Here is a 25,763-nt window from a genome sequence, read left to right as displayed (position 1 = left end):
TTTTTAAGAGAGATGAATCCGAATAGAATGTGGCTAATCTATTGATATAAAATATTAAACCACACTTCTGTTTGCACAATGCCAGGCTTCACAACGAGGTCCGTGGACCGATATTTAGCGCTGTAGTGCAAGACGGTTTCTCCATCAAGAAGTCTTGTGCTTCTCAAAGGAGTCGAATTAGGAACAACGAGCGAACCCGTCGAATCAAAGATGCCAATCCCGATACCCTGGGCTGCATTTGTTGTTGCGCTGACCTGAAAAACCTGAGGATCTTTACCGTCAGTGAGTCCGGTAAACATGACCGCGGCATTTTTACTGACGCTGGTACTGCAATCTTCAAGCTTGATTTGAAAATCGGTGGGGGTCTGCCAGTCGCCAATACTGTGAAAGGCTTCTTTGCGCACCTGCCCCATCTGGACGGTTTGATTCGCGCTGGCTGCGTCTACGGCACAAGCAGCATCAGCCACGCCACCGTGAAAATTGAGTCTTCCACCCGCGATCCAGACTTCTTTGTTAGCCAGTCCTGCCGGGCTGTAGGCTGACAACGCGCAGCTGCCGACAACAGTAACCAGGGTGAAGAGTGCAGAACTGACACGCATCGCACGATCCTTTTGCAATAAACGTATGCCTGAGATGCAGCCCCTCAGACTTTTCCTGAAGGGGCTGCATAATTTCTTACTGGTAATGCAGGTCGAACGTGGTGGTGCCGCTTACTGTACCTGCGGTAGCCGCAGTACCTGTTGCGACATAGTCAACGCTAAAGTTCAGGTTGTTCACACCGTCGTGAAGCGTGAAAGGTGTGGTCTGTTCAACATTTGGCGTCAGCTCAGCACCTGCCTGATCGTACAGCTGCAGCGCAACTTGCTGCGCGGCACCCTGGCCTGCGGTGTTTGCCAGCGCAGTTAGCACAGTGGCGTCAGTGGTGCCCTTGAAGATCACAGCAACCTGAGAGCTGACAGAAGACTCACAATCCTGAAGGATGATGTTGAACGGCACTTTTGTACCGGAGGTCGCACCTTCTGAATCCATACGCTTCAGACGAACCTGGCCCATCTGTACGGTCTGGTTGATGGAGTCAGCATTCACAGCACAGGCTGCATCAACGACAGAGCCATTGAAGTTAACAACGCCACCAGAAACCGTGGTTTCAGAGCCTGCTGCCTGAGCAACATTGATGCTTGCACCTGCCAGAATTGCGGTAACCGCTACTGCTAAAATTTTATTCTTCATGAATATAACCATTCCATTTGATTTGATACTTGAGAGTGTACCTACAGCGTGAACATCGAAATGCATCTATGACGAAGCAGTCGTAAATATTTTCCGAATTCACTTTAGGAGGCGGATGATTAATTAAATTTCTTTGTGCGTCAATAATTGAACAATCATGCAATTTCAGTGTATTGATTTTACTTATTGAAAAATATAGAATTTACTCTAATGAATTTAATTTTAAATTGTTATCTATTTTAAAACCAGGGCGTTACTGTCTTTGGGTTGGGTAATTAGATTGAATTTAATTTTTTGAATACTCATATTTAATGAAATTGAAATTAAAAGAATATCTGTTCTTTTCTTGTTTTATAAGGGAAAAAGAAAGACGTCGCCTCAGGATCCTATACTTGATATTCTTTAAAGAAGTATTTTAACAGCCCTGAGGTGTAACGTGAGTTTCCAGTTTATCGACACCCATTGTCATTTTGATTTTCCCCCGTTTGTTGATGATGTCGAAGGCAGTCTGGCAAAGGCGGCAGCGGCGGGTGTGGAAAAAATCATCGTGCCTGCGACCGAAGCGTCAAGTTTTGAGCGTGTGCTTTCGCTGGCAGCGAAATACTCGCCTCTCTATGCCGCGCTTGGGCTTCATCCTGTGGTCGTTGAAAAACACACGGAAAGGAGCCTTGAGCTGCTGGCAGCGCAGATCGCAACAAAGCCGGAAAAGCTGGTGGCCATCGGTGAAATCGGCCTCGATCTTTACCGTGACGAGCCTCAGTTTGACCGCCAGGTCTGTTTCCTCGAAGAGCAATTCAAACTGGCGAAACGCTTTGATCTGCCGGTCATCCTTCATTCACGTCGTACGCACGACAAACTGGCGATGTTGCTTAAACGCCACAATCTCCCGCGAACGGGCGTTGTTCACGGATTTTCAGGCAGCCTTCAACAGGCTGAACGCTTCGTTCAGTTGGGGTACCGCATCGGTGTAGGCGGCACGATTACTTATCCGCGCGCCAGCAAAACCCGCGATGTTATGGCGCAGTTGCCACTTTCTACATTGCTTCTGGAAACTGATGCACCAGATATGCCGCTTAATGGTTTTCAGGGGCAGCCAAATCGTCCGGAACAAGCCGCTCGTGTTTTTGAGTGCCTGTGTGAGCTACGTTCCGAATCTCCAGATGAAATTGCCGAAACGCTTGCTGATAACGCATTGAAACTATTTGCGAGGTTATAATTGGCGCTAATTTCAGTGACGTATATCTCATAATTTATTATTGCATTCATTTTATTGCCTGAAACGTGTGACGCGTACACACAGAATAGTGACGGATCGTTATAATCGCCGGGCTTGAATTCGTCTCCTCTTTTATCACTTTCAATACACAGGGACTCTGTATGCAAATCCTTATGGGCCTGATTGGCATGGTGGTGCTGCTTGCCATCGCCGTGCTGCTGTCGAGTAATCGCCGTGCCATCAACCTGCGTACCGTTATCGGTGCCTGGCTGATTCAGATCGGTATCGGCGCATTGATTCTTTACGTTCCCGCGGGTCGCCAGGTTCTGCTGGCTATGTCGGAAGGTGTCGCAAACGTTATCGCCTATGGTAACGAAGGGATCAGCTTCCTGTTTGGCGGCCTGGTTTCCGACAAAATGTTCGAAGTCTTTGGCGGCGGCGGCTTTATCTTCGCGCTGCGTGTTCTGCCAGTTATTGTCTTCTTCTCCTCACTGATCGCCGTGCTCTACTACCTCGGCATCATGCAGTTTGTTATCCGTCTTCTGGGTGGCGGTCTGCGTGCAGTGCTGAAAACGTCCCGTACGGAATCACTGTCTGCCACCGCGAACATTTTCGTTGGTCAAACGGAAGCGCCATTGGTGGTGCGTCCTTATATTGCCACCATGACGCGTTCTGAACTGTTTGCAGTCATGTGCGGTGGTCTGGCGTCTGTCGCGGGTTCTGTCCTGGCGGGTTATGCCCAGATGGGCGTTCCGCTGGAATACCTGATTGCAGCGTCGTTTATGGCGGCACCGGGTGGCTTGCTGTTTGCGAAAATCATCCTGCCAGAAACAGAAACCCCAAGCGATTCCCCGGATCTGGAAAAACAGAACCCGGATATCGACAGGCCTTCCAACGTGCTGGATGCGGCGGCTTCTGGTGCTGCTTCCGGGATGCAACTGGCGCTGAACGTGGGTGCCATGCTGCTGGCGTTTGTGGCGTTGATTGCGTTGCTGAACGGCATTCTGTCCGGTATCGGCGGCTGGTTCGATTATCCACAGCTCTCTATGCAACTGATCCTCGGTTGGGTGTTCTCTCCGTTGGCGTGGGTGATTGGCGTGCCATGGAGTGAAGCGATGGTGGCTGGTTCGTTTATTGGTCAGAAGCTGATCATTAACGAATTCGTGGCGTACATGAACTTTGGTGAATACCTGAAAGAGGACGCGGTGGTCGCCGCTGCGGGTCTGCAGGTGATTTCGGCTCACACCAAAGCGATCATCTCCTTCGCACTGTGTGGCTTTGCCAACCTGTCGTCCATTGCCATTCTGATTGGCGGCCTGGGCAGCATGGCACCGAACCGTCGTCACGATATCGCTCAGCTCGGCCTGAAAGCGGTGGCGGCAGGGACGCTCTCAAACCTGATGAGCGCCACCATCGCCGGCGTGTTCCTTGCGCTATAAGTAAAGTGCCGGGAGGATAACGTTGCTTATCCCCCGCGCATTCAGCGCCTGTGCCAGAGGCTCTACGTCCTCGGCGCAGGCGCTACGCCATCCCTTCGCTTCACCATACACGCCGTGAGCATGAAACGCGTTCAGCCGTATCGGCAGTTCCCCCAGTTCCCGAATAAACAGGCTTAACGGCTCTATAAAGCGCAGATAATCGGTGTGATCCGGGATCACCAACAGGCGCAATTCAGCCAGCAGATCCTGTTTTGCCAGCCAGCGGATGCTTTCTTTGATTCGTCCGTTTCCTCGCCCGGTCAGCGCCAGGTGCGTGCCGTCTTCCCAGGCTTTCAAATCCACCATCACGCCGTCACACAGCGGTTTAAGTTTTTCCCAACCGTTTATCCCAAGCTCACCATTGCTGTCCACCAGGCAGGTGAGATGGCGCAACGCAGGCGTGGCTTTCAGCTCGGCAAAGAGTTCGCAGATAAACGGCAACTGAGTGGTGGCTTCACCGCCGCTGACGGTAATGCCTTCGATAAACGGTGCTGCGCGTGAAATCTGTTTCAGGACATCTTCCACCGACAGGGTTTGCGCCATCGGCGTGGCGGACTGCGGACACATTTTCTGGCAGGTATCGCACTGCTGGCAGTTCGCTTCCTGCCAGTAAACCCGACCCGCCTGAAACGTAAGGGCGTCGTGCAGGCAATGTACTGCGCATTCTCCGCAGTCGTTGCAGCGCCCCATCGTCCACGGGTTGTGGCAGTTTTTACAGCGCAGATTACAGCCCTGCAAGAACAGCGCCAGACGGCTACCGGGGCCGTCGACGCAGGAGAAGGGGATAACCTTACTGACTAAAGCGCATCTGCTGCTCATGGCTCACTACTCTTGGCTGACGTTCCAGAATGCGGGTGTTGCGTGCTGCTTCTTCGCCAAGCCAGGTGGTATTGGTTCGCGAACCTTCTGCGCGATATTTTTCCAGATCGGATAACCGCACCATGTACCCCGTGACGCGAATCAGATCGTTGCCGCTGACGTTGGCGGAAAACTCGCGCATCCCTGATGCAAAAGCGCCGAGGCACAGCTGCATGACAGCCTGTGGATTGCGTTTAATTGTTTCATCGAGCGTTAAAATATCGCTGATGCCGGAGGAGTAATACGCATGGTGGGGCGCAACGGTGAGCAAGTGGTTGACCGGGTCGGGTTCGCTGCCGTAAGGAATGCGCGCGCCCGGCGTAGTACCGCTGTCGGAGCTGATCCCGGATTGAGCATGCAGCAACGCGCGCTGCTGCCAGCCATATTTCACTGGGGTGTTTTCGACGAACGCTGCAAGCCAGGCACTGATGCGCCAGCCGAGGGTATTCGCTTCCTCATCATTCCCGTAGCGCGCCGCGCTGTTTGTTTTCTCACACAGCTCATTCACGGCTTCTGCGAGGGCATAAATGCCGAACATTGGCGCAAAACGCTGCGGATCCATAAGCCCTTCCGTCACCAGGAAGCTATTCTCAAAGAAGTGTGATTGTTCATAGAGGAACGAACAGCGCGCATCAATAATGCTGATTTGCTGGCGACAAAAGTGTGGAAGCTGGACGTTAAAGAAGTCTTCCGTTGAGGCGCTGCGTTTTGCCACTTCTTTCAGATTGAGGCGCACCAGCGTGCTGCCACCTCCGGCCAGCGGCAGCGAGTTGTAACAGCTGACAATACCGTAGTGGTTTTTTGTGAAAATTTTATCATTCACCGGTCCGTTAGCGATGTGCGGTTTGCTGCATTCGCAGATGTTTTTACTCACCTCCAGCAGCAGATCTTCCGGCGTAAGTTCGGGATCGTAGATAAAGGTCAGGTTTGGTGCAACCTGCTTGAGTTCGGCATCGGCACGTAAAATGGCTCGTGTTACTGGCGTATCCAGCGGGCCGATATTCACATGGGTAAAGGCGTCTGGCAGGACTCTGTCGAGATAGCGCCAGAAACGTTTTATGCGGATATCGATTTCTTCTTGTGTTAGAATTTTAACATACGGCGAAAGGATCTGATCCAGATGGCCCAGATACACCGGCATCGAGGTGACGGAAGGGACATGGTGGAAAAGGATCGTCAGCAGCGAGAGCGCGTCATCCAGATCTTTTGCGCCTTCAAGCTCCAGCCACTGCGAGCCGTGAGCCAGGAAGCGCGCGTAGTCGGGTAAGACATAGCGAGGCTTGAAAGGCGCATGTCCTTCAAACATATCGCAAATGACGCCTTCATCCAGCGCCGCTTGAGCACTTTGCGTTAAGGCCGGGTAGGGCAGAGCATTTTCAGCTTCAAGGGCCAGGAAATGACGTTTTTGTTCCGGGCTTAAGGTTTGGCTTGTCACAATGTTCTGGCAACGTTGTTCAAATGAGTCAGACATAGAAGATCCTCAGACGCGTTGGCGATGAGGGCATTGTAGAGAAAAGCAGCGGTGGGGCTTTTGATCCCATCCCGCCCGCACTGTGATAAAGAGTGATTTAACTCTCATTATGGTGATGCAAATATGCATGCATGTTTCATTAACTGTGATGAGGATCGAAGTGTAGCCGTGGGTCGGTGTTAAAATAGTCACAGACCCGCAAGGTAAACATTCAACACCGGAGATAACATGACTGAGTTAACGGCAAGCAGCCTGCGCGCGTTAAAACTGATGGACCTGACCACCCTGAACGACGATGACACTGACGCGAAAGTGATCGCACTGTGCCATCAGGCGAAAACCCCGGTGGGTAACACCGCAGCCATCTGCATTTACCCGCGTTTCATTCCGATTGCGCGTAAGACCCTGAAAGCACAGGGCACGCCGGATGTGCGTATTGCAACCGTCACCAACTTCCCACACGGCAATGACGACATCGAGATTGCGCTGGCAGAAACCAAAGCGGCTATCGCTTATGGCGCGGACGAAGTTGACGTGGTGTTCCCTTACCGTGCGCTGATTGCTGGTAACGAGCAGGTCGGTTTCGATCTGGTTAAAGCCTGTAAAGATGCTTGCGCAGCAGCAAACGTGCTGCTGAAAGTGATCATCGAAACCGGTGAGCTGAAAGAAGAAGCTTTGATTCGCAAAGCTTCTGAAATTTCTATCAAAGCAGGCGCAGACTTCATCAAAACCTCTACCGGTAAAGTGCCAGTGAACGCGACCCCGGAAAGTGCTCGCATCATGATGGAAGTGATTCGCGATATGGGCGTGTCCAAAACTGTTGGTTTTAAACCGGCAGGCGGCGTGCGTACAGCTGAAGATGCTCAGGCATTCCTCGCCATTGCCGATGAACTGTTTGGTGCCGACTGGGCTGACGCTCGTCACTATCGCTTCGGCGCATCCAGCCTGCTGGCAAGCCTGCTGAAAGCGCTGGGTCACGGCGACGGCAAGAGTGCAAGCAGCTACTAAGTTACGCCATTTGTAGGCCGGGTTAGCGTAGCGCCACCCGGCAAATTGTTTTAGTGCCGGATGGCGGCGACGCCTCATCCGGCCTGTTGATAGCCTTCTCCTTTTTCCCCTGGGGGTTACCGTGTTTCTCGCACAAGAAATTATTCGTAAAAAACGCGATGGTCACGCGCTGAGCGATGAAGAGATCCGTTTCTTTATCAACGGCATTCGTGATAACACCGTGTCCGAAGGGCAGATTGCCGCCCTGGCGATGACCATTTTCTTCCATGATATGAGTATGCCGGAGCGCGTCTCGCTGACCATGGCGATGCGGGATTCCGGGACCGTGCTCGACTGGAAAAGCCTGAACCTCAACGGCCCGATTGTTGATAAACATTCGACGGGCGGCGTGGGCGACGTGACTTCACTGATGCTCGGCCCCATGGTTGCAGCTTGTGGCGGGTATATTCCGATGATCTCCGGTCGTGGCCTTGGTCACACTGGCGGTACGCTCGACAAACTGGAGTCCATTCCGGGCTTCGACATCTTCCCGGACGACAACCGTTTCCGCGAAATCATTAAAGACGTTGGTGTGGCGATAATTGGGCAGACCAGCTCGCTCGCGCCAGCGGATAAACGTTTTTATGCCACTCGCGACATCACCGCAACAGTGGACTCCATACCGCTGATCACCGGCTCTATCCTCGCCAAAAAGCTGGCGGAAGGGCTGGACGCGCTGGTGATGGACGTGAAAGTCGGTAGCGGCGCATTCATGCCGACTTACGAACTCTCTGAAGCGCTGGCTGAAGCTATCGTTGGCGTTTCTAACGGCGCTGGCGTGCGGACTACGGCGCTGCTGACTGATATGAACCAGGTGTTGGCGTCCAGCGCAGGGAACGCGGTTGAAGTGCGCGAAGCCGTGCAGTTCCTGACGGGCGAATACCGCAATCCGCGTCTGTTCGACGTGACCATGGCGCTGTGTGTGGAAATGCTGATTTCCGGTCGCCTGGCGAAAGACGAAGCCGAAGCGCGTGCGAAATTGCAGGCGGTGCTGGATAACGGTAAAGCGGCGGAAATCTTTGGCCGCATGGTGGCGGCTCAGAAAGGGCCAACGGATTTCGTCGAAAACTACGCGAAATACCTGCCGACCGCGATGCTCAGCAAAGCCGTTTACGCCGATACGGAAGGATATGTTTCCGCGATGGACACTCGCGCACTGGGTATGGCCGTGGTGGCAATGGGCGGCGGTCGTCGTCAGGCCTCTGATGCGCTCGACTATAGCGTTGGCTTTACCGATATGACGCGTCTGGGCGACAGCGTTGACGGTCAACGTCCGCTGGCGGTGATCCACGCAAAAGACGAAGCCAGCTGGCAGGAAGCAGCGATTGCCGTGAAAGCGGCAATTAAACTGAACGAAGCCGCGCCGAAAGAAACACCAACGGTCTATCGTCGAATCACCGAATAGCAGTATACTGATCTGATCGCTTTTTAATAGAGAGCACAAGGTACGGAGAACAATATGAAACGTGCATTTATTATGGTGCTGGACTCCTTCGGCATCGGTGCTACTGAAGACGCAGAACGCTTTGGCGACGTGGGCGCTGACACCATGGGCCATATCGCTGAAGCCTGTGCAAAAGGGGAAGCGGATAAAGGTCGTAAAGGCCCGCTGACCCTGCCAAATCTGACTCGTCTGGGCCTCGTGAAAGCTCACGAAGGTTCGACTGGTAAGGTTGCTGCGGGTATGGACGGCAACGCGGAAGTGACTGGCGCGTATGCGTGGGCACATGAACTCTCTTCCGGCAAAGATACCCCGTCCGGACACTGGGAAATCGCCGGTGTACCTGTGCTGTTCGACTGGGGTTACTTCCCGGAGCATCACAACAGCTTCCCGCAGGAGCTGCTCGATAAGCTGGTGAAACGCGCCAACCTGCCGGGTTATCTGGGTAACTGTCACTCCTCTGGCACTGTCATTCTGGACGAACTGGGCGAAGAGCACATGAAAACCGGCAAGCCGATTTTCTACACCTCCGCTGACTCCGTGTTCCAGATTGCCTGCCATGAAGGCACTTACGGTCTGGATAAGCTGTATGAGCTGTGCGAAATCGCGCGCGAAGAGCTGACCGAAGGTGGCTATAACATTGGCCGCGTGATTGCGCGTCCGTTCATCGGCGACAAAGCAGGCAGCTTTGAGCGTACCGGTAACCGTCACGACCTGGCCGTTGAGCCGCCAGCACCAACCGTGCTGCAAAAACTGGTTGATGAGAAGGGCGGTCACGTGGTTTCCGTGGGTAAAATCGCGGACATCTACGCTAACTGCGGTATCACCAAAAAAGTGAAAGCAACGGGTCTGGATGCGCTGTTTGATGCCACCGTGAAAGAGATGAAGGAAGCGGGTGACAACACCATCGTCTTCACTAACTTCGTCGATTTCGACTCCTCCTGGGGTCACCGCCGCGATGTCGCAGGCTATGCGGCGGGTCTTGAGCTGTTCGACCGCCGCTTGCCAGAACTGCTGGAGCTGGTGGGTGAAGATGACATCATTATCCTCACCGCAGACCACGGCTGTGACCCAACCTGGACCGGTACCGACCACACCCGTGAGCACATTCCGGTGCTGGTGTACGGCCCGAAAGTGAAAGCGGGCTCGCTTGGCCACCGTGAAACCTTCGCGGATATCGGTCAGACGCTGGCGAAGTATTTTGGTACCTCTGACATGGAATATGGCAAAGCCATGTTCTGATGACAGTGCCCGGCGGCGCTTTGCTTGCCGGGCCAGCGGTTTTGTAGGCCGGGTCAGGCGCAAGCCGCCACCCGGCAAGAACAACGAATAAAAAGGAACTTAAGATGGCAACCCCACACATTAACGCAGAAATGGGTGATTTCGCAGACGTCGTACTGATGCCGGGCGATCCGCTGCGTGCGAAGCATATCGCAGAAACTTTCCTCGAAGACGTCCGTGAAGTGAACAACGTGCGCGGCATGCTGGGTTTCACCGGCACCTATAAAGGCCGCAAGATCTCCGTTATGGGCCACGGCATGGGTATCCCATCCTGCTCCATCTACACCAAAGAGCTGATCACTGACTTTGGCGTGAAGAAAATCATCCGCGTAGGCTCCTGTGGCGCTGTGCGTATGGACGTGAAACTGCGTGACGTGGTTATCGGCATGGGTGCCTGCACCGATTCCAAAGTAAACCGCATGCGTTTCAAGGATCACGACTTTGCTGCTATCGCAGACTTCGGCATGGTGCGTAACGCCGTTGATGCGGCGAAAGCGCTGGGCGTAGACGCTCGCGTCGGCAATATTTTCTCCGCAGACCTGTTCTACTCCCCGGACGGCGGTGAAATGTTCGACGTGATGGAGAAGTACGGCATTCTGGGTGTGGAAATGGAAGCCGCGGGTATCTACGGCGTGGCCGCTGAGTTTGGCGCTAAAGCGCTGACCATCTGCACCGTGTCTGACCACATCCGTACTCACGAGCAGACCACTGCCGCTGAGCGCCAGACCACCTTCAACGACATGATCAAAATCGCGCTGGAATCCGTTCTGCTGGGCGATAAAGAGTAAGTGTTGTGCTCAACCGGGCGGCGCTGACTGCCCGGTTTTCTCAAAAGTATCTATTCATCCTTCTCTTCTTTCCCCTCTATGTTTCTTTGTTGTTCAGCAAAATAGCGCTATAAATGTATTCAAGTATCTATTCATGAATCTATTCACTGATGAGCGCATTCACCGATCTGTTATTGCAAGGCCCACGCTCCGCCCCTGAGCTCAGAAACCACCTGAACATCAGTCAGGCGACGTTTTCACGCCAGGCCGCCGCTGAAGAACACGTGGTGCAGTTTGGCCGTGCGCGCGCCACACGTTATGCGCTTCGCCGCCCAGTGCGAGGCATCAACGAATTTCCTTTATGGCAGGTTGATGACGCAGGCAAGGCGTGGACGTTTGGTGTGTTAACCCCTTGCTGGCCGCGCGGGAGCTGTCTGGTGGCGCTGAATAATGGCGAATGGCAGTGGTTTTCCGGGCTGCCCTGGTATCTCAGCGATCTGCGCCCGCAGGGGTTTATTGGCCGTGCCTGGGGTCGCAGGCTCGCGGCTCAACTGGCATTGCCCGAAGATATTCGTTTATGGCAGGAGGACGATATCCTTTTTGCTCTCTCGCTTTTCAGCGGCGAAAATCAGGGCGGATGGCTGATAGGGGAAACGGGTTACCAGCAATGGCTGCAAGCCGCGGAGCCGACGCCCATTCCTGAAGAGGGGAAACTTCAGGCCTATGCTGAACTTGCCCGGGATGCGCTGGCGGGTGAAGTGGCAGGGTCTTCTGCGGGCGGCGAGCAGCCAAAATTTACCTGCCTTGCACAACGTGATTCGCAGCCCGTGCAAATGCTGGTGAAATTCACGGCCCCTCAGCCAGGTGCTGTCACCCGGCGATGGGCTGATTTGCTGATAGCGGAATCCGTTGCGCTTGATGTCCTGAGGAATGCCGGAATAGCCGCCAGTCAGGCGCAGGTGTTGCGTAGCGAGGCTGGACAGGTATTTCTCGAATCTCGCCGTTTTGACTGTGAGGGGGTCGTTGGTCGTCGGGCTCTGGTCTCACTTGAAGCGGTGCAAAGTGAATTCGGCCCCTCAACCAGCCAGTGGCCGCAAACTGTTGCCGGGCTTGAGAAGCAAAAACAAGTCACTCCTGAAACCGCGCAGAGCGTGGAAAAAGTCTGGGCGTTCGGGCGACTCATCGCCAACAGCGACATGCACGCGGGGAACCTGTCGTTTTATCTTTCTGACGCACCGCTTTTATTAACGCCGGTGTATGACATGTTGCCGATGGCCTTTGCGCCAACCAGCGCCGGGGCCATGCGGGAGGAGAGCCTGGCGCTGAAGATTGAGCCGTCAGTCAGTCGCGGGGCATGGATGTTTGCCTTTGAACAGGCCACACTTTTCTGGCAGCAGGTTGCAGACGATGCCAGAATCAGCGCCGCGTTCAGGCAGATAGCGAAAGCGATGCAAAAGGAATTATTGGCCGTGAAGCCGGTTATTGACCGGCTTGCCTGATCACCGAACGGCCTGAGCTATCCACGCGGAAAGTTCTTTTAGCTCTTTTTCCTGATCGGGAAAATCCGTCAACAGTGCATCGCACTCTTGTTGCAGGACATCGGCACGGTAAATGCAGCCCTGAAGGCGAGCGGCAAGGGCTTCCAGTGGGGCAGGATTCAGGCTATCGGTGAACACCTGCGTGCGGGTGATGTGGCCTTTCTCAACGTCGAAGTGCAGCTCAACGCCACCCCAGGTAAAGCGCTCATCCAGCAGATGGGAAAACGCCGGAGCCTGACCGAAATTCCACTCCCAGCTACTCTGCCGGGCAAAGGTTTCGGCAAAGTTCGGCAAGTCAGGCGTGTTATCCGGGGAGATCACTTCCGCCTCTGGTTTTTCGCCGTAGTGGGCAAAAAACGCTTCGGTAATGGCCTCGCAGATTTGCTGGTGGGTGATACCTGGCAGCAACTCGGTAAGATTCGCCACGCGACCGCGCACGGAGGTAATCCCCTTCGCCTGAAGCTTTTTCTTATCAGGATTCAGATAATTAGCCAGACGACTCAGATCGGCATTCAGCAGTAAAGTGCCATGGTGGAAGCCACGATCTTTGGTTTCGCGATAAGCTGATCCGGACACTTTGCGATCGCCTTCCGGGGTTTTGACCACCAGATCGTTACGACCAGACGCCTCAGCGGTGACACCCAGGGAGTTCAGCGCCTGCAGCACAATTGCGGTTGAAATGGTTTTGTCGTACTCGGGCTTGCCTGCCATAAAGGTAAAGCAGGTATTGCCCAGATCGTGGAATACCGCACCGCCGCCGCTGCTGCGCCGGGCAAGGCGTACATTATCTTCTTCCATGCGACGGGTGTTGCACTCTTTCCACGGATTTTGCGCGCGGCCAATGACTACCGTATCGGCGTTACGCCAGAGAAAAAGTACCCGTTGTGTGGCTGGCATCTGGCGGAAAATACACTCCTCCACCGCCAGATTGAACCACGGATCGTATGAATCAGAGATAAGCAGACGCAGCGTCGACATAACAGATTTCCTTTCCTGAATGATTCACTTAATTTATCACTTATCCTGCTTCTCGCCTTCATCCTCTTCTGGCACCGATTTATTGGCGGTCAGCAGGAAGGGTGATTGCTGCCAGCGCGTACGCTTGCCTTGCAGGAGGGTACGCGTCAGCACGACGCCGATTGCCAGCGAAAGTAACAACATAAGGCGCAGAATATTCGTGGTGTTATCCACCTGTTTGGCTTCTGTCGGCAGCGTGTGGGTGTCCAGCGTCAGGCGCAGATAGCCCAGAGGTTCATTCTTCCCCTGTATAGGTTCCACCAGTTGCTGATTGAAATAGCCGCCGGCTTTTTTGCCGTCCAGTGCCAGCCTGTCACGGACGTCGACACTTTCGCCCGCGTGGGTAATCAAATCGCCCTGTTCATCGTAGACGCTGGCATCCAGCAAGCGGCTGTTGGTGGTGAGCTGCTGAAGCAATTGATTAATCTTTTTCTCATCAGGCGTTTCTGAACGCATGTAGGGGGCGAGGTTCAGTGTCACCTGATGGGCCAGTGAGCGAGCCAGCTCTTCCATCTGTGGATTTCTCTGCCGCTGGTGGTTTTGACTGAACCAGGAGGCACCCTGCATCAGGGCGACCAGCAGGGCAAGACAGATTAGAACGATCACGGCGCGATGCAGCCGAAATTTCAGTTTTGCGCGAACCATATTCCACCTTTGAAAATTTGCAGCTTAATGTTGCCAGAAGCGCTGGATACAAGGTAGCCTCATGCGTTATTTTCCTGCCGAGAATCTGGATTACTGGAGCTGTAATGCCGAACAGTTTGACCTGGTGCGATTTGCCCGACGATGTTTCCCTGTGGCCAGGATTGCCGCTGTCACTCAGTGGTGATGAAGTGATGCCGCTGGATTACCACGCCGGACGCAGCGGTTGGCTGCTGTATGGCCGCCACCTCGATAAACAACGCCTGACCGATTATCAGCATAAGCTGGGCGCGGCCATGGTGATTGTTGCTGCCTGGTGCGTTGAGGATTATCAGGTTATCCGCCTTGCGGGGTCGCTGACGCCGCGTGCCACCCGTCTGGCACATGATGCCGCTCTGGACGTTGCGCCGCTTGGCAAAATCCCCCACCTGCGCACGCCTGGGCTGCTGGTGATGGATATGGATTCTACGGCTATCCAGATTGAATGCATTGATGAAATCGCAAAGCTCGCGGGTACCGGGGAACTGGTGTCTGAAGTCACAGAGCGTGCGATGCGCGGCGAACTCGATTTCACCGCCAGCCTGCGCCAGCGTGTGGCGACCCTGAAAGGGGCGGATGCCAACATTCTGCGCGAGGTTCGCGATACGTTGCCGTTAATGCCGGGCCTGACTTCACTGGTGTTAAAGCTCGAAACGCTGGGCTGGAAAGTGGCCATTGCTTCAGGTGGCTTCACTTTCTTTGCTGAGTACCTGCGGGATAAGTTGCGTTTGACTGCCGCTGTGGCAAATGAACTTGAAATCCGTGACGGCGTGCTGACGGGCAACGTTATCGGCGATATCGTCGATGCGAAATACAAGGCCAGCACCCTGAAGCGGCTCGCGGAAACCTATGACATTCCAGCGGCCCAGACCGTGGCAATTGGCGATGGCGCCAACGATCTGCCGATGATCAAAGCCGCCGGACTGGGGATCGCTTACCATGCCAAACCTAAAGTGAATGAGCAGACGGAAGTCACCATTCGGCATGCTGACCTGATGGGCGTATTCTGCATCCTGTCTGGCAGCCTGAATCAAAAGTAATAAGAGGTTAATGTGGCGAAAGCACCAAAACGCGCGTTTGTCTGTAACGAGTGTGGCGCGGATTACCCGCGCTGGCAGGGGCAATGTAGTGCCTGTCATGCCTGGAACACGATTACTGAAATGCGCATCGCCGCATCACCTGTTGTGGCTCGAAATGAGCGTCTGAGTGGTTATGCTGGCAGCGCGGGCGTCTCGAGAGTACAGAAACTGTCTGAGATAAGCCTCGAAGAGCTGCCGCGTTTTTCTACCGGATTTAAAGAGTTCGACCGCGTACTCGGCGGCGGCGTAGTGCCGGGAAGTGCCATCCTGATTGGCGGCAACCCGGGTGCGGGTAAATCAACGCTGCTGCTGCAAACGCTGTGCAAGCTTAGCGAACAGATGAAAACCCTGTACGTCACCGGCGAAGAGTCGTTGCAGCAGGTTGCGATGCGCGCTCACCGTCTTGGTTTGCCAGCCACGAACCTGAATATGCTTTCTGAAACGGGCATCGAGCAAATCTGCGCGATTGCCGAAGAAGAGCAGCCGAAGCTGATGGTTATCGACTCCATTCAGGTGATGCACATGGCGGACGTGCAGTCTTCGCCTGGCAGCGTGGCTCAGGTGCGTGAATCCGCGGCTTATCTCACCCGCTTTGCGAAAACGCGCGGTGTGGCGATCATCATGGTCGGCCACGTCACCAAAGACGGTTCTCTCGCGGGTCCAAAGGTACTGGAACACTGCATTGACTGTTCGGTGATGCTGGATGGCGACGCGGATTCCCGTTTCCGTACGTTGCGCAGCCATAAGAACCGTTTCGGTGCGGTGAATGAGCTTGGCGTCTTTGCCATGACAGAGCAGGGCCTGCGCGAAGTGAGTAACCCTTCTGCCATTTTCCTGAGTCGTGGCGATGAAATCACGCCGGGCAGTTCGGTGATGGTGGTCTGGGAAGGCACGCGCCCGCTGCTGGTTGAGATTCAGGCCTTAGTCGATCAATCGATGATGTCTAACCCACGCCGCGTGGCTGTCGGGCTGGAGCAAAACCGTCTGGCTATCCTGCTGGCGGTGCTGCATCGCCATGGCGGTTTGCAGATGGCGGATCAGGACGTCTTCGTGAACGTGGTGGGCGGCGTGAAGGTGGCTGAAACCAGTGCGGATCTGGCCTTGCTGCTGGCGATGGTGTCCAGCTTGCGAAATCGTGCTTTGCCGCAGGATTTAGTGGTGTTTGGTGAAGTGGGGCTCGCCGGGGAGATTCGCCCGGTGCCGAGCGGCCAGGAGCGTATCTCGGAAGCGGCGAAACACGGCTTTAAGCGAGCCATTGTTCCGGCGGCGAACGTGCCGAAGAAACTGCCGGACGGCATGAAGGTTTTCGGCGTTAAGAAGCTTTCCGATGCATTAAATGTCTTTGACGACTTATAATCATAACGTTATCTCTTTTTGGCGGGTGGCGCTGGCGCTTACCCGCCCTACGTTTTTGTAGGCCCGGCAAGCGCCGGGCAGACCCATCAGGCAGGAGGCTCCTTTGTCATCATTCGATTACATCAAAACCGCTATCCGTCAGAAAGGCTGCACCTTGCAGCAGGTGGCGGACGCCAGCGGGATGACCAAGGGCTATCTGAGCCAGTTGCTGAATGCCAAAATCAAAAGTCCGAGCGCGCAGAAATTAGAAGCGTTGCACCGTTTTCTAGGGCTGGAGTTTCCTCGCCAGCAGAAAAACGTCGGTGTGGTGTTCGGTAAGTTTTACCCGCTGCATACCGGGCATATCTATCTGATCCAGCGTGCCTGTAGTCAGGTTGATGAACTGCATATCATCATGGGTTACGACGATACGCGTGACCGCGCGCTGTTTGAAGACAGCGCCATGTCGCAACAGCCGACGGTGTCCGATCGTCTGCGCTGGTTGCTGCAAACCTTCAAATACCAGAAAAACATCCGTATTCATGCTTTTAATGAAGAAGGCATGGAGCCGTATCCGCACGGTTGGGACGTGTGGAGCAACGGTATCAATGCGTTTATGGAAGAGAAGGGGATTCAGCCTAACTGGATTTACACCTCCGAAGAGGCTGATGCGCCGCAGTTCCGCCAGCATTTGGGTATCGAAACGGTGCTTATCGATCCTCAGCGCACGTTTATGAATATCAGCGGCGCACAAATTCGTGAGAACCCGTCCCGCTACTGGGAATACATTCCGACTGAGGTCAAACCGTTCTTCGTACGTACTGTGGCGATCCTGGGCGGTGAATCCAGCGGCAAATCAACGCTGGTGAACAAGCTTGCCAATATCTTCAACACCACCAGTGCGTGGGAGTACGGCCGGGATTACGTCTTCTCCCATCTCGGGGGGGATGAGATGGCGTTGCAGTATTCGGATTACGACAAAATCGCACTGGGTCATGCTCAGTACATTGATTTTGCGGTGAAATATGCGAATAAGGTGGCGTTCATTGATACCGATTTCGTCACCACCCAGGCGTTCTGCAAGAAGTACGAAGGGCGTGAGCATCCGTTCGTGCAGGCTCTGATCGACGAGTATCGCTTTGATCTGGTTATCCTGCTGGAAAACAACACGCCGTGGGTCGCTGATGGCTTACGTAGCCTCGGCAGCTCGGTAGACAGAAAAGAGTTCCAGACGATGCTGGAAGTGATGCTCCATGAGAACAACATTGAATTTGTTCATGTGGAAGAGTCGGACTACGATGCCCGCTTCCTGCGCTGCGTTGAGCTGGTGAAGCAGATGATGGGTGAGCAGGGGTAAACAAGCAGTATCGAAACGAATGCCGGGTGGCGGCTACGCCTGACGCCGGCCTACGACACTCTGCGGATCGGTAGGCCTGGCAAGCGCAGCGCCGCCGGGCAATAAAATAAAAAAGCCGGAAGAACCGGCTTTTGATCAATCAGGCCCGGCAAGTTGCCGGGCTTTTTACTTACTTGGCAATACGCTTGTACTTGATACGCTTCGGCTCCAGCGCGTCTGCGCCGAGGGTGCGTTTCTTGTACTCTTCGTATTCGGTGAAGTTCCCTTCGAAGAACTCCACTTTGCCTTCATCCTGATAATCCAGAATGTGCGTGGCGATACGGTCAAGGAACCAACGGTCGTGCGAGATAACCATGGCGCAGCCCGGGAATTCCAGCAGGGCGTTTTCCAGGGCGCGCAGGGTTTCGATATCCAGGTCGTTGGTCGGTTCATCGAGCAGAAGGACGTTGCCGCCAACCTGCAGCAGTTTCGCCAGATGCAGACGGCCGCGCTCACCACCGGACAGCTCGCCTACGCGTTTACCCTGGTCGGTACCTTTGAAGTTAAAGCGACCGACGTAAGCACGGCTTGGCATCTCGGTGTTGCCAATCTTCATGATATCCAGACCGCCGGACACTTCTTCCCAAACGGTTTTGCTGTTGTCCATGGAATCGCGGAACTGATCCACGGAAGCCAGTTTGACCGTTTCACCCAGCGTGATGCTGCCACTGTCAGGCTGTTCCTGACCGGACATCATGCGGAACAGGGTGGATTTACCCGCACCGTTCGGGCCGATGATGCCGACAATCGCCCCTTTCGGCACGGAGAAGGTCAGGTCTTCAATCAGCAGGCGATCGCCGTAGGATTTGCGCAGGTTGCTGACTTCAAGCACTTTATCCCCCAGACGTGCTCCAGGTGGAATAAACAGTTCGTTGGTTTCGTTACGTTTCTGGTATTCGGTGTTGTTGAGTTCTTCAAAGCGTGCCAGACGGGCTTTGCCCTTGGACTGACGGCCTTTCGCACCCTGACGCACCCATTCCAGCTCTTTCTCGATAGATTTGCGACGAGCGGCTTCCTGAGACGCTTCCTGCGCCAGACGCTGATCTTTCTGTTCCAGCCAGGAGGAGTAGTTGCCTTCCCATGGAATGCCTTCGCCGCGGTCCAGTTCGAGGATCCAGCCCGCTACGTTATCGAGGAAGTAACGGTCGTGGGTAATCGCCACCACGGTGCCTTCGAAGTCGTGCAGGAAGCGTTCCAGCCACGCAACGGATTCTGCATCCAGGTGGTTCGTCGGTTCGTCGAGCAGCAGCATGTCTGGTTTTTCCAGCAGCAGGCGGCACAGCGCGACACGGCGGCGTTCACCACCGGAAAGATTGGCGATTTTTGCATCCCAGTCCGGCAGACGCAGTGCATCGGCTGCACGCTCCAGCTGCACGTTCAGGTTATGACCGTCGTGCGCCTGGATGATCTCTTCGTATTTGCCCTGCTGAGCGGCCAGCTTGTCGAAATCGGCATCTGGCTCGGCATACAGCGCATACACTTCTTCGAGGCCTTTCAGGGCGTTAACCACTTCTGAAACGGCTTCTTCAACGGATTCGCGAACGGTATGTTCCGGGTTAAGCTGAGGTTCCTGCGGCAGGTAGCCAATTTTGGTCCCTGGCTGCGGGCGAGCTTCACCTTCGATGTCGGTATCGATACCGGCCATGATGCGCAGAAGGGTAGATTTACCGGCACCGTTCAGGCCCAGAACCCCGATTTTTGCGCCAGGGAAGAAGCTCAGCGAGATGTTTTTCAGAATATGACGCTTCGGCGGAACCACCTTGCCGACGCGATGCATGGTATAAACGAATTGAGCCACGTTGGACTTCGCCTCTTTTATTTTGATGATGGAGTAAAGGCGAAGTGTAGCCTTTTTCAGACGCTAATCCCAGCAAGCGTTGGCGATAACAGTTCCGGGAAAAAAGTGTTCGAAACGTGGCGCGATTTTGGTTGTCTGATTAGCATAAAGAGAGGCTGCGTCCGGTAACTCTGCGAGATAGAAGAATTACCGGACACAGCTTTTTGAGACGGCATGATGCTGCATTGACACAATTTTGAGAGGAGCGCTTGTGGAAAAAGCTAAACCCGTGACGTGGCGTCTTCTGGCTGCTGGCGTTGCTTTGCTGACAGTCAGCAGCGCGGTGCATGCCGATTCGCTGGATGAACAACGTAGCCGCTATGCCCAGATTAAACAGGCCTGGGATAATCACCAGATGGATGTGGTCGACAGCCTGATGCCGACGCTGAAAGACTACCCGCTTTATCCTTATCTCGAGTATCGCCAGTTAACTGACGACCTGATGAATGAGCCTGCTGTCAGCGTGAGCACTTTTGTGCAGGCCAATCCGACGTTACCTGCGGCCCGCACGTTGAGAAACCGCTTTGTGAACGAACTGGCTCGTCGGGAGGACTGGCGTGGCCTGTTGGCGTTTAGCCCGGAAAAACCAACCACTACCGAAGCGCAGTGTAATTACTATTATGCGAAGTACAGCGTGGGGCAGACTCAGGAAGCCTGGGATGGCGCGAAAGATCTCTGGCTCACCGGTAAAAATCAGCCCAATGCCTGCGGCAATTTATTCACTGCGTGGCGCACCTCTGGCGCGCAGGATCCTCTGGCTTATCTCGAACGAATCCGCCTGGCGATGAAAGCGGGCAATACCAGTCTGGTGTCGTCGCTGGCGAACCAGATGCCTGCAGATTATCAAACCATTGCCTCTGCTGTGGTCAGTCTTGCAAACAATCCCAACAGCGTGCTGACCTTTGCTCAAAGCACGAGCGCGACCGATTTTACCCGCCAGATGGCAGCGGTAGCCTTCGCCAGCGTGGCGCGTCAGGATGCAGAAAACGCACGCCTGATGATCCCTTCATTGGTGCAGGCGCAGAAGCTGAATGAGGATCAAACGCAGGAGCTGCGAGATATTGTGGCCTGGCGTCTGATGGGCACGGATATTACCGACGAGCAGGCTCGCTGGCGCGATGATGCCATCATGCGTTCTCAGTCTACCTCGCTGGTGGAGCGTCGCATTCGTATGGCAATTGGTAATGGCGATCGCCGTGGGCTGAACACCTGGCTTGCTCGCTTGCCAATGGAAGCGAAAGACAAAGACGAGTGGCGCTACTGGCAGGCCGATCTGCTGATGGAGCGTGGCCGCGATCAGGAAGCAAAAGACATTCTGCATTCGCTGATGCAACAGCGCGGTTTTTACCCGATGGTGGCTGCCCAGCGTCTTGGCGAAGATTATCCGATTCGCGTCGAGAAGCCCGAGGGCACGGTTGCACCTCTGCTGGTCAGCGGCCCGGAAATGGCACGTGTGCGTGAGTTAATGTACTGGAATCAGGATAATACCGCGCGCAGCGAGTGGGCAAATCTGGTGGCCAGCCGCACCCGTAATGAACAGGGCCAACTGGCGAAGTATGCCTTTGACGAAGGCTGGTGGGATTTGAGCGTCCAGGCGACCATTGCCGGTAAGCTCTGGGACAACCTTGAAGAGCGTTTCCCGCTGGCCTACAAGGATCTGTTTACCCGCTATACCAGCGATAAAGGGATCAGCAAAAGCTACGCAATGGCGATTGCCCGCCAGGAGAGTGCATGGAATCCAAAAGTGCGCTCGCCCGTAGGCGCAACGGGTCTGATGCAGATAATGCCGGGCACGGCGACACATACCGTGAAGATGTTCAATATTCCGGGTTACAGCGGATCGAATCAGCTGTTGGATCCGGAGACCAACATCAACATCGGCACCAGCTATTTGCAGTATGTCTATCAGCAGTTTGGCAATAACCGCATCTACGCTTCCGCAGCCTATAACGCCGGGCCGGGCCGGGTCAGAACCTGGCAGGGCAACAGCGCAGGGCGCATTGATGCCGCAGCCTTTGTCGAAAGTATTCCATTCTCTGAAACCCGAGGCTATGTGAAAAACGTGCTGGCGTACGACGCTTACTACCGCTATTTCATGGGTGAGAAGTCGCAGATCCTGACGGACGATGAGTGGAAGCAACGTTACTGATCTTCAGTAAGTATGTTATGCTTGTACTCGCTAAAGAGTACATCCGGCGGATGGCCCTGTGCCGTCCGCCTCAACATGGTGGCGTAACATGACTCAACAATCCCCTTATTCAGCCGCGAATGCGGAACAGCGCAACCAGGAGTGGCTTCGCTTCGTGGAACTGATGCGCCAGGCCTTTGAAGCGGATCTGCACCTGCCGCTGCTGAACCTGATGATGACGCCGGACGAGCGCGAGGCGCTGGGTACCCGTGTGAGGATCATTGAAGAGTTACTGCGTGGGGAAATGAGCCAGCGCGAGCTGAAAAGTGAGCTCGGCGCGGGTATTGCCACTATCACTCGTGGCTCGAACAGCCTGAAATCAGCGCCTGCCGAACTGCGCCAGTGGCTTGAACTGACGCTGCCAGAGACTCACAAATAGGCTGCATTGTGGAACGGGCTTAATGCCAGAATCACAGCCTGATGATACACACTGCTGCGGGTGAGTTTACCCGCAGTGAACACGCCGATAGCCCCTTCTTTACGCCCGATTTCGTCGATACCCGTGTATTCAGACATCACCGGACCGAGTGCATCACCTGCACGCACGCGTTCGAGGATTGCTGCGGGTAAAGGTAAGGTGGCGGAGCGGGCTTCTCCTCGCTGCTCGCGAGTTTCAATCACGACCCAGCTAAACGTGCTGCCGTCATCAATGCCGGCTTCAATGGCGACCCAAAAGTCAGCATCAGGTCGGGCCAGTCGGGCATTTTTTACCCGATTCCGTGCGCCAGCGCGCGTTTCCTCATTTCCAAAGGGTTGTTCGGGCACGCCGCTCTCGACGGAAACGGCATCAATATGGCAGGATCCTTCGCCGAAGATCTCGTTAAAAGCCTGCAGAATAGCCTTAATTTTGGCGGGATTGGTGGTGGCTGAGACAACATTGTGCATAATCAGTACACTTACAACAGAAAATCATCATCGCAGTATAACGGATAATTAGCATGTTACAGGTATACCTTGTTCGCCACGGTGAGACGCAGTGGAACGCCGAGCGACGTATTCAGGGCCAGTCCGACAGCCCGCTGACCGATAAAGGTGAGCAACAAGCCCGTCAAGTGGGAGAGCGTGTCAAAGAGTTGGGCATCACCCATATCATCTCAAGCGATCTTGGCCGTACTCGTCGTACTGCGGAGCTCATCGCTGAGGCCTGCGGGTGTGGTGTGACCTACGATCCACGTTTGCGTGAACTCGACATGGGCGTTCTGGAACGTCGCCTGATTGATTCGCTGACCGCAGAAGAAGAGGGCTGGCGTCGCACGCTGGTCAACGGCACCGAGGACGGACGAATTCCTGAAGGCGAGTCGATGCAGGAATTGGGCGATCGTATGAACGCGGCTCTGAAAGATTGTCTGGAATTGCCGGAAGGTAGCCGCCCATTATTGGTGAGCCATGGCATGGCGCTGGGCTGTCTGGTGAGTACAATCCTTGGCTTGCCAGCTTACGCTGAGCGTCGTCTGCGTCTGCGCAACTGTTCGATTTCGCGAGTGGATTATCAGCAAAGCCCGTGGCTGGCTCCCGGCTGGATCGTGGAGACGGCAGGTGACGTCACGCATCTGGACGCCCCTGCGTTGGATGAACTGCAGCGTTAACGACGAATCGGGATCAGGTACTCGCAGCGCAACTGAATAGGCGGTTCCTGATTCATCGCGTCTTGCTGTGGGAAGAAACGCTCAATATCCTGGCCCTTACGACGGGTCAGGCTCAGCATTGGCATGCAGGTGCCGTAGACGGTCAGAATGAATTCCTGTAAGCCGGTCCCCAGTCCTTCATAGGTAAACATCACGTATTCACCGCCCTCCAGTTTCACCGGATGAGCATCCTGCAGATGACCATTGGCCATCTCAGGCGTTAATGCCGTGGTATAAAGCACTTCCTGCTCGTCATCTCTTTCAAGACTTGGCCGTGGTTCATGCAAACCGTAAAGCATCGGTGGAATTGACGGCGCATTGCCGAGGAATTCACGCCAGAACTGCACGCGCATCTGCTGACGGAATTGAGAAATCTCTTCCAGCTTGCAGGTATAGCTTTGCGTTACGCCGATCAGGTGAGTTTCTGGCAGCGTGATAAACTCATATTTCGGCATGGTGAATTCGCCCAGGCGCAGTGGCGGACGCATCCCGAAGGAGCTCCAGTCCGGTGAACGGCGATAGAGTGCAGGCGTCAGGTTGAACTGTTTTTTAAATGCGCGGGTAAAGGTTTGCTGAGAATCGAAACGGTATTGCAGTGCAATATCGAGGATGGGACGCGAAGTTAGACGCAGTGCAACCGCAGATTTTGACAGACGACGTGCGCGGATATAGGCGCCGATAGCGTGGCCGGTAACATCCTTGAACATCCTTTGCAGATGCCACTTGGAATAGCCCGCTTTTGCCGCAACATTATCCAGTGATAACGGTTGATCGAGATGCCCCTCAAGCCAGCTAAGCAGATCGCGAATTATCCCAGCCTGATCCATATAATGTCCTCATCCTTTACGCAGGTGCCTGTAACTAGGGTAGCGGATAATAACATTTTTTGATGTTTTAGCATTCAGTGTTTTTTTTGTTCTAACGTGCGTTTTTGGCCGAGTTTTGGATTCTAATTTTGTAAAGCTGTGATCTTTAAACCTTTTCTCTTAAGATGCTGAATAATCACGTAGCGTCATTTTTAAAAATGGTAACAATATGAAATACAAGAAGTTAATTGCAGGGTTTTTACTGACAGTGGTCGGCGGAGTTGCTCATGCAGAGCAGATCGGTTCAGTGGATACTGTTTTCAAGATGATCGGTCCGGATCACAAGATTGTGGTTGAAGCGTTTGACGATCCGGATGTGAAGAATGTGACCTGCTATATCAGTCGGGCAAAAACAGGTGGGATCAAAGGTGGGCTAGGGCTCGCGGAAGATACTTCGGATGCGGCTATTTCTTGTCAGCAGGTTGGCGCAATCGAGCTTAGCGATAAGATTAAAAATGGCAAAACCCAGGGCGATGTCGTTTTCCAGAAAAGAACGTCATTGGTTTTCAAGAAGCTGCAGGTTGTCCGTTTTTATGATGCGAAACGCAATGCGTTGGTCTATCTGACATACTCAGATAAGGTTGTTGATGGCTCACCGAAGAACGCGATTAGCGCGGTGCCTGTCATGCCGTGGAAAGAGTAAGGGCGAAAAAAAACGGCGCGACGCGCCGTTTTTTATGCTGAGCGGAGGAATTATTCCTGCAGCTCACCGCAGAAACGGTAACCTTCGCCGTGAATAGTAGCGATGATTTCCGGGGTATCCGGAGTCGATTCGAAATGCTTACGAATGCGACGGATGGTCACGTCAACCGTACGGTCGTGTGGCTTCAGCTCACGGCCGGTCATTTTCTTCAGCAGTTCTGCACGGGACTGGATTTTGCCCGGGTTTTCGCAGAAGTGCAGCATCGCGCGGAATTCACTGCGCGGCAGCTTGTACTGTTCGCCGTTCGGGCTAATCAGAGAGCGGCTGTTAATGTCCAGCTCCCAGCCGTTGAACTTGTAGCTTTCTACGCTGCGACGTTCTTCGCTCACGGTGCCGAGATTCATGGTGCGCGAGAGCAGGTTGCGTGCACGGATAGTCAGTTCACGCGGGTTGAAAGGCTTGGTGATATAATCATCCGCGCCGATTTCCAGACCGAGAATTTTGTCGACTTCGTTATCACGACCGGTGAGGAACATCAGGGCAACGTTGGCTTGCTCACGCAGTTCACGCGCCAGCAGAAGGCCGTTTTTACCCGGCAGATTGATATCCATGATGACCAGATTGACATCATTTTCAGACAGGATCTGATGCATTTCCGCGCCATCGGTGGCTTCGAACACATCGTAACCTTCTGCTTCGAAAATACTTTTTAACGTGTTGCGTGTTACCAACTCGTCTTCAACGATAAGAATGTGCGGGGTCTGCATGT

24 protein-coding genes are annotated in these 25,763 nt (G+C 54.2%); 14 read left to right on the top strand and 10 right to left on the bottom strand.

The genetic code is table 11. The features are described from left to right. Window positions 1-38: 38 nt before the first annotated feature. The gene (locus tag ACRCWW_RS18725) at window positions 39-599 is read right to left on the bottom strand and encodes a fimbrial protein (protein ID WP_438683731.1); all 561 of its coding nucleotides are present in this window, start codon (window positions 597-599) and stop codon (window positions 39-41) included. Window positions 600-675: 76 nt separating this feature from the next. After that, on the bottom strand, window positions 676-1,230 hold the full coding sequence (locus tag ACRCWW_RS18720) for a fimbrial protein (protein WP_438683730.1): 555 nt from the start codon (window positions 1,228-1,230) through the stop codon (window positions 676-678). Window positions 1,231-1,666: 436 nt separating this feature from the next. Between ACRCWW_RS18720 and ACRCWW_RS18715 the strand changes: the two genes are divergently transcribed. Both ACRCWW_RS18715 and ACRCWW_RS18710 read left to right on the top strand, forming a co-directional pair. Beyond that, window positions 1,667-2,446, top strand: coding sequence for a TatD family hydrolase (locus ACRCWW_RS18715; RefSeq protein WP_438683729.1), 780 nt, complete (start codon window positions 1,667-1,669; stop codon window positions 2,444-2,446). Window positions 2,447-2,607: 161 nt separating this feature from the next. Further along, window positions 2,608-3,885 carry a NupC/NupG family nucleoside CNT transporter gene (locus ACRCWW_RS18710; protein WP_438683728.1) on the top strand — a complete coding sequence of 426 codons (1,278 nt, stop codon included), beginning with the start codon at window positions 2,608-2,610 and terminating at the stop codon, window positions 3,883-3,885. On the opposite strand, the gene ACRCWW_RS18705 is transcribed toward ACRCWW_RS18710, so the two are convergent. Next, a complete protein-coding gene (locus ACRCWW_RS18705; protein WP_438683727.1) occupies window positions 3,880-4,743 on the bottom strand; it encodes a YjjW family glycine radical enzyme activase in 864 nt (287 codons plus the stop codon). The genes ACRCWW_RS18710 and ACRCWW_RS18705 overlap by 6 nt on opposite strands. Continuing rightward, window positions 4,715-6,253, bottom strand: a complete 1,539-nt coding sequence (locus ACRCWW_RS18700; RefSeq protein ID WP_438683726.1) for a YjjI family glycine radical enzyme — start codon at window positions 6,251-6,253, stop codon at window positions 4,715-4,717. Before ACRCWW_RS18700 ends, ACRCWW_RS18705 begins: the two co-directional genes overlap by 29 nt. A gap of 228 nt (window positions 6,254-6,481) precedes the next feature. Here ACRCWW_RS18700 and deoC point away from each other — a divergent pair, with 228 nt between their 5' ends. The 5 genes from deoC to yjjJ all read left to right on the top strand — a co-directional run bounded on the left by deoC (window position 6,482) and on the right by yjjJ (window position 12,288). Next, complete coding sequence (deoC, locus tag ACRCWW_RS18695; protein WP_438683725.1) at window positions 6,482-7,261, top strand: deoxyribose-phosphate aldolase; 780 nt, start codon at window positions 6,482-6,484, stop codon at window positions 7,259-7,261. Between the two features lie 121 nt (window positions 7,262-7,382). Further along, complete coding sequence (deoA, locus tag ACRCWW_RS18690; protein ID WP_438683724.1) at window positions 7,383-8,705, top strand: thymidine phosphorylase; 1,323 nt, start codon at window positions 7,383-7,385, stop codon at window positions 8,703-8,705. A gap of 54 nt (window positions 8,706-8,759) precedes the next feature. After that, window positions 8,760-9,983: a phosphopentomutase gene (gene deoB / locus ACRCWW_RS18685; RefSeq protein WP_330982204.1), complete on the top strand. Its 1,224-nt coding sequence runs from the start codon at window positions 8,760-8,762 to the stop codon at window positions 9,981-9,983. 104 nt (window positions 9,984-10,087) lie between these two features. Beyond that, window positions 10,088-10,810, top strand: coding sequence for a purine-nucleoside phosphorylase (gene deoD, locus ACRCWW_RS18680; protein ID WP_095280675.1), 723 nt, complete (start codon window positions 10,088-10,090; stop codon window positions 10,808-10,810). Between the two features lie 149 nt (window positions 10,811-10,959). Then, entirely contained in the window at window positions 10,960-12,288 is a 1,329-nt protein-coding gene (gene yjjJ, locus ACRCWW_RS18675; RefSeq protein ID WP_438683723.1) for a type II toxin-antitoxin system HipA family toxin YjjJ, read from the top strand. Here the strand turns inward: yjjJ and lplA are convergent, their stop codons facing one another. Together lplA and ACRCWW_RS18665 are read right to left on the bottom strand one after the other, a co-directional pair. Beyond that, window positions 12,289-13,305, bottom strand: a complete 1,017-nt coding sequence (gene lplA / locus ACRCWW_RS18670; protein ID WP_438683722.1) for a lipoate--protein ligase LplA — start codon at window positions 13,303-13,305, stop codon at window positions 12,289-12,291. 36 nt (window positions 13,306-13,341) lie between these two features. Then, window positions 13,342-13,989, bottom strand: coding sequence for a YtjB family periplasmic protein (locus ACRCWW_RS18665; RefSeq protein WP_404657673.1), 648 nt, complete (start codon window positions 13,987-13,989; stop codon window positions 13,342-13,344). A gap of 104 nt (window positions 13,990-14,093) precedes the next feature. Here ACRCWW_RS18665 and serB point away from each other — a divergent pair, with 104 nt between their 5' ends. The 3 genes from serB to nadR all read left to right on the top strand — a co-directional run bounded on the left by serB (window position 14,094) and on the right by nadR (window position 17,796). After that, window positions 14,094-15,065, top strand: a complete 972-nt coding sequence (serB, locus tag ACRCWW_RS18660; protein ID WP_438683721.1) for a phosphoserine phosphatase — start codon at window positions 14,094-14,096, stop codon at window positions 15,063-15,065. 12 nt (window positions 15,066-15,077) lie between these two features. After that, window positions 15,078-16,460 carry a DNA repair protein RadA gene (gene radA, locus ACRCWW_RS18655; RefSeq protein ID WP_438683720.1) on the top strand — a complete coding sequence of 461 codons (1,383 nt, stop codon included), beginning with the start codon at window positions 15,078-15,080 and terminating at the stop codon, window positions 16,458-16,460. 103 nt (window positions 16,461-16,563) lie between these two features. Beyond that, window positions 16,564-17,796, top strand: a complete 1,233-nt coding sequence (gene nadR / locus ACRCWW_RS18650; RefSeq protein WP_438683719.1) for a multifunctional transcriptional regulator/nicotinamide-nucleotide adenylyltransferase/ribosylnicotinamide kinase NadR — start codon at window positions 16,564-16,566, stop codon at window positions 17,794-17,796. A gap of 169 nt (window positions 17,797-17,965) precedes the next feature. Here the strand turns inward: nadR and ettA are convergent, their stop codons facing one another. After that, window positions 17,966-19,633 (bottom strand): energy-dependent translational throttle protein EttA, encoded by a 1,668-nt coding sequence (ettA, locus tag ACRCWW_RS18645; RefSeq protein WP_438683718.1) that lies wholly within the window; start codon window positions 19,631-19,633, stop codon window positions 17,966-17,968. 250 nt (window positions 19,634-19,883) lie between these two features. Here ettA and sltY point away from each other — a divergent pair, with 250 nt between their 5' ends. Beyond that, window positions 19,884-21,821, top strand: a complete 1,938-nt coding sequence (gene sltY / locus ACRCWW_RS18640; protein ID WP_438683717.1) for a murein transglycosylase — start codon at window positions 19,884-19,886, stop codon at window positions 21,819-21,821. An 88-nt stretch (window positions 21,822-21,909) separates the two neighbouring features. Further along, window positions 21,910-22,239: a trp operon repressor gene (gene trpR, locus ACRCWW_RS18635; protein ID WP_404657667.1), complete on the top strand. Its 330-nt coding sequence runs from the start codon at window positions 21,910-21,912 to the stop codon at window positions 22,237-22,239. On the opposite strand, the gene yjjX is transcribed toward trpR, so the two are convergent. Further along, a complete protein-coding gene (yjjX, locus tag ACRCWW_RS18630; protein WP_438683716.1) occupies window positions 22,230-22,745 on the bottom strand; it encodes an inosine/xanthosine triphosphatase in 516 nt (171 codons plus the stop codon). The genes trpR and yjjX overlap by 10 nt on opposite strands. Before the next feature lie 53 nt (window positions 22,746-22,798). Between yjjX and gpmB the strand changes: the two genes are divergently transcribed. Beyond that, window positions 22,799-23,446 (top strand): 2,3-diphosphoglycerate-dependent phosphoglycerate mutase GpmB, encoded by a 648-nt coding sequence (gene gpmB, locus ACRCWW_RS18625; protein ID WP_438683715.1) that lies wholly within the window; start codon window positions 22,799-22,801, stop codon window positions 23,444-23,446. On the opposite strand, the gene robA is transcribed toward gpmB, so the two are convergent. Then, on the bottom strand, window positions 23,443-24,312 hold the full coding sequence (gene robA, locus ACRCWW_RS18620; protein ID WP_438683714.1) for an MDR efflux pump AcrAB transcriptional activator RobA: 870 nt from the start codon (window positions 24,310-24,312) through the stop codon (window positions 23,443-23,445). The genes gpmB and robA overlap by 4 nt on opposite strands. A gap of 208 nt (window positions 24,313-24,520) precedes the next feature. On the opposite strand from robA, the gene creA reads away from it, so the two are divergent. Then, window positions 24,521-24,994 carry a protein CreA gene (gene creA / locus ACRCWW_RS18615; protein ID WP_438683713.1) on the top strand — a complete coding sequence of 158 codons (474 nt, stop codon included), beginning with the start codon at window positions 24,521-24,523 and terminating at the stop codon, window positions 24,992-24,994. Between the two features lie 50 nt (window positions 24,995-25,044). Here the strand turns inward: creA and arcA are convergent, their stop codons facing one another. Beyond that, complete coding sequence (arcA, locus tag ACRCWW_RS18610; RefSeq protein ID WP_312626023.1) at window positions 25,045-25,761, bottom strand: two-component system response regulator ArcA; 717 nt, start codon at window positions 25,759-25,761, stop codon at window positions 25,045-25,047. Window positions 25,762-25,763 lie beyond the last annotated feature (2 nt).

The sequence above is a fragment of the Scandinavium sp. genome (assembly GCF_051650185.1).
In the GTDB taxonomy this organism is placed as follows: Bacteria; Pseudomonadota; Gammaproteobacteria; order Enterobacterales; family Enterobacteriaceae; genus Scandinavium.
The sequence above is the reverse complement of the archived record's forward strand: the minus strand, read 5'-3'. Positions and strand labels throughout refer to the sequence as shown.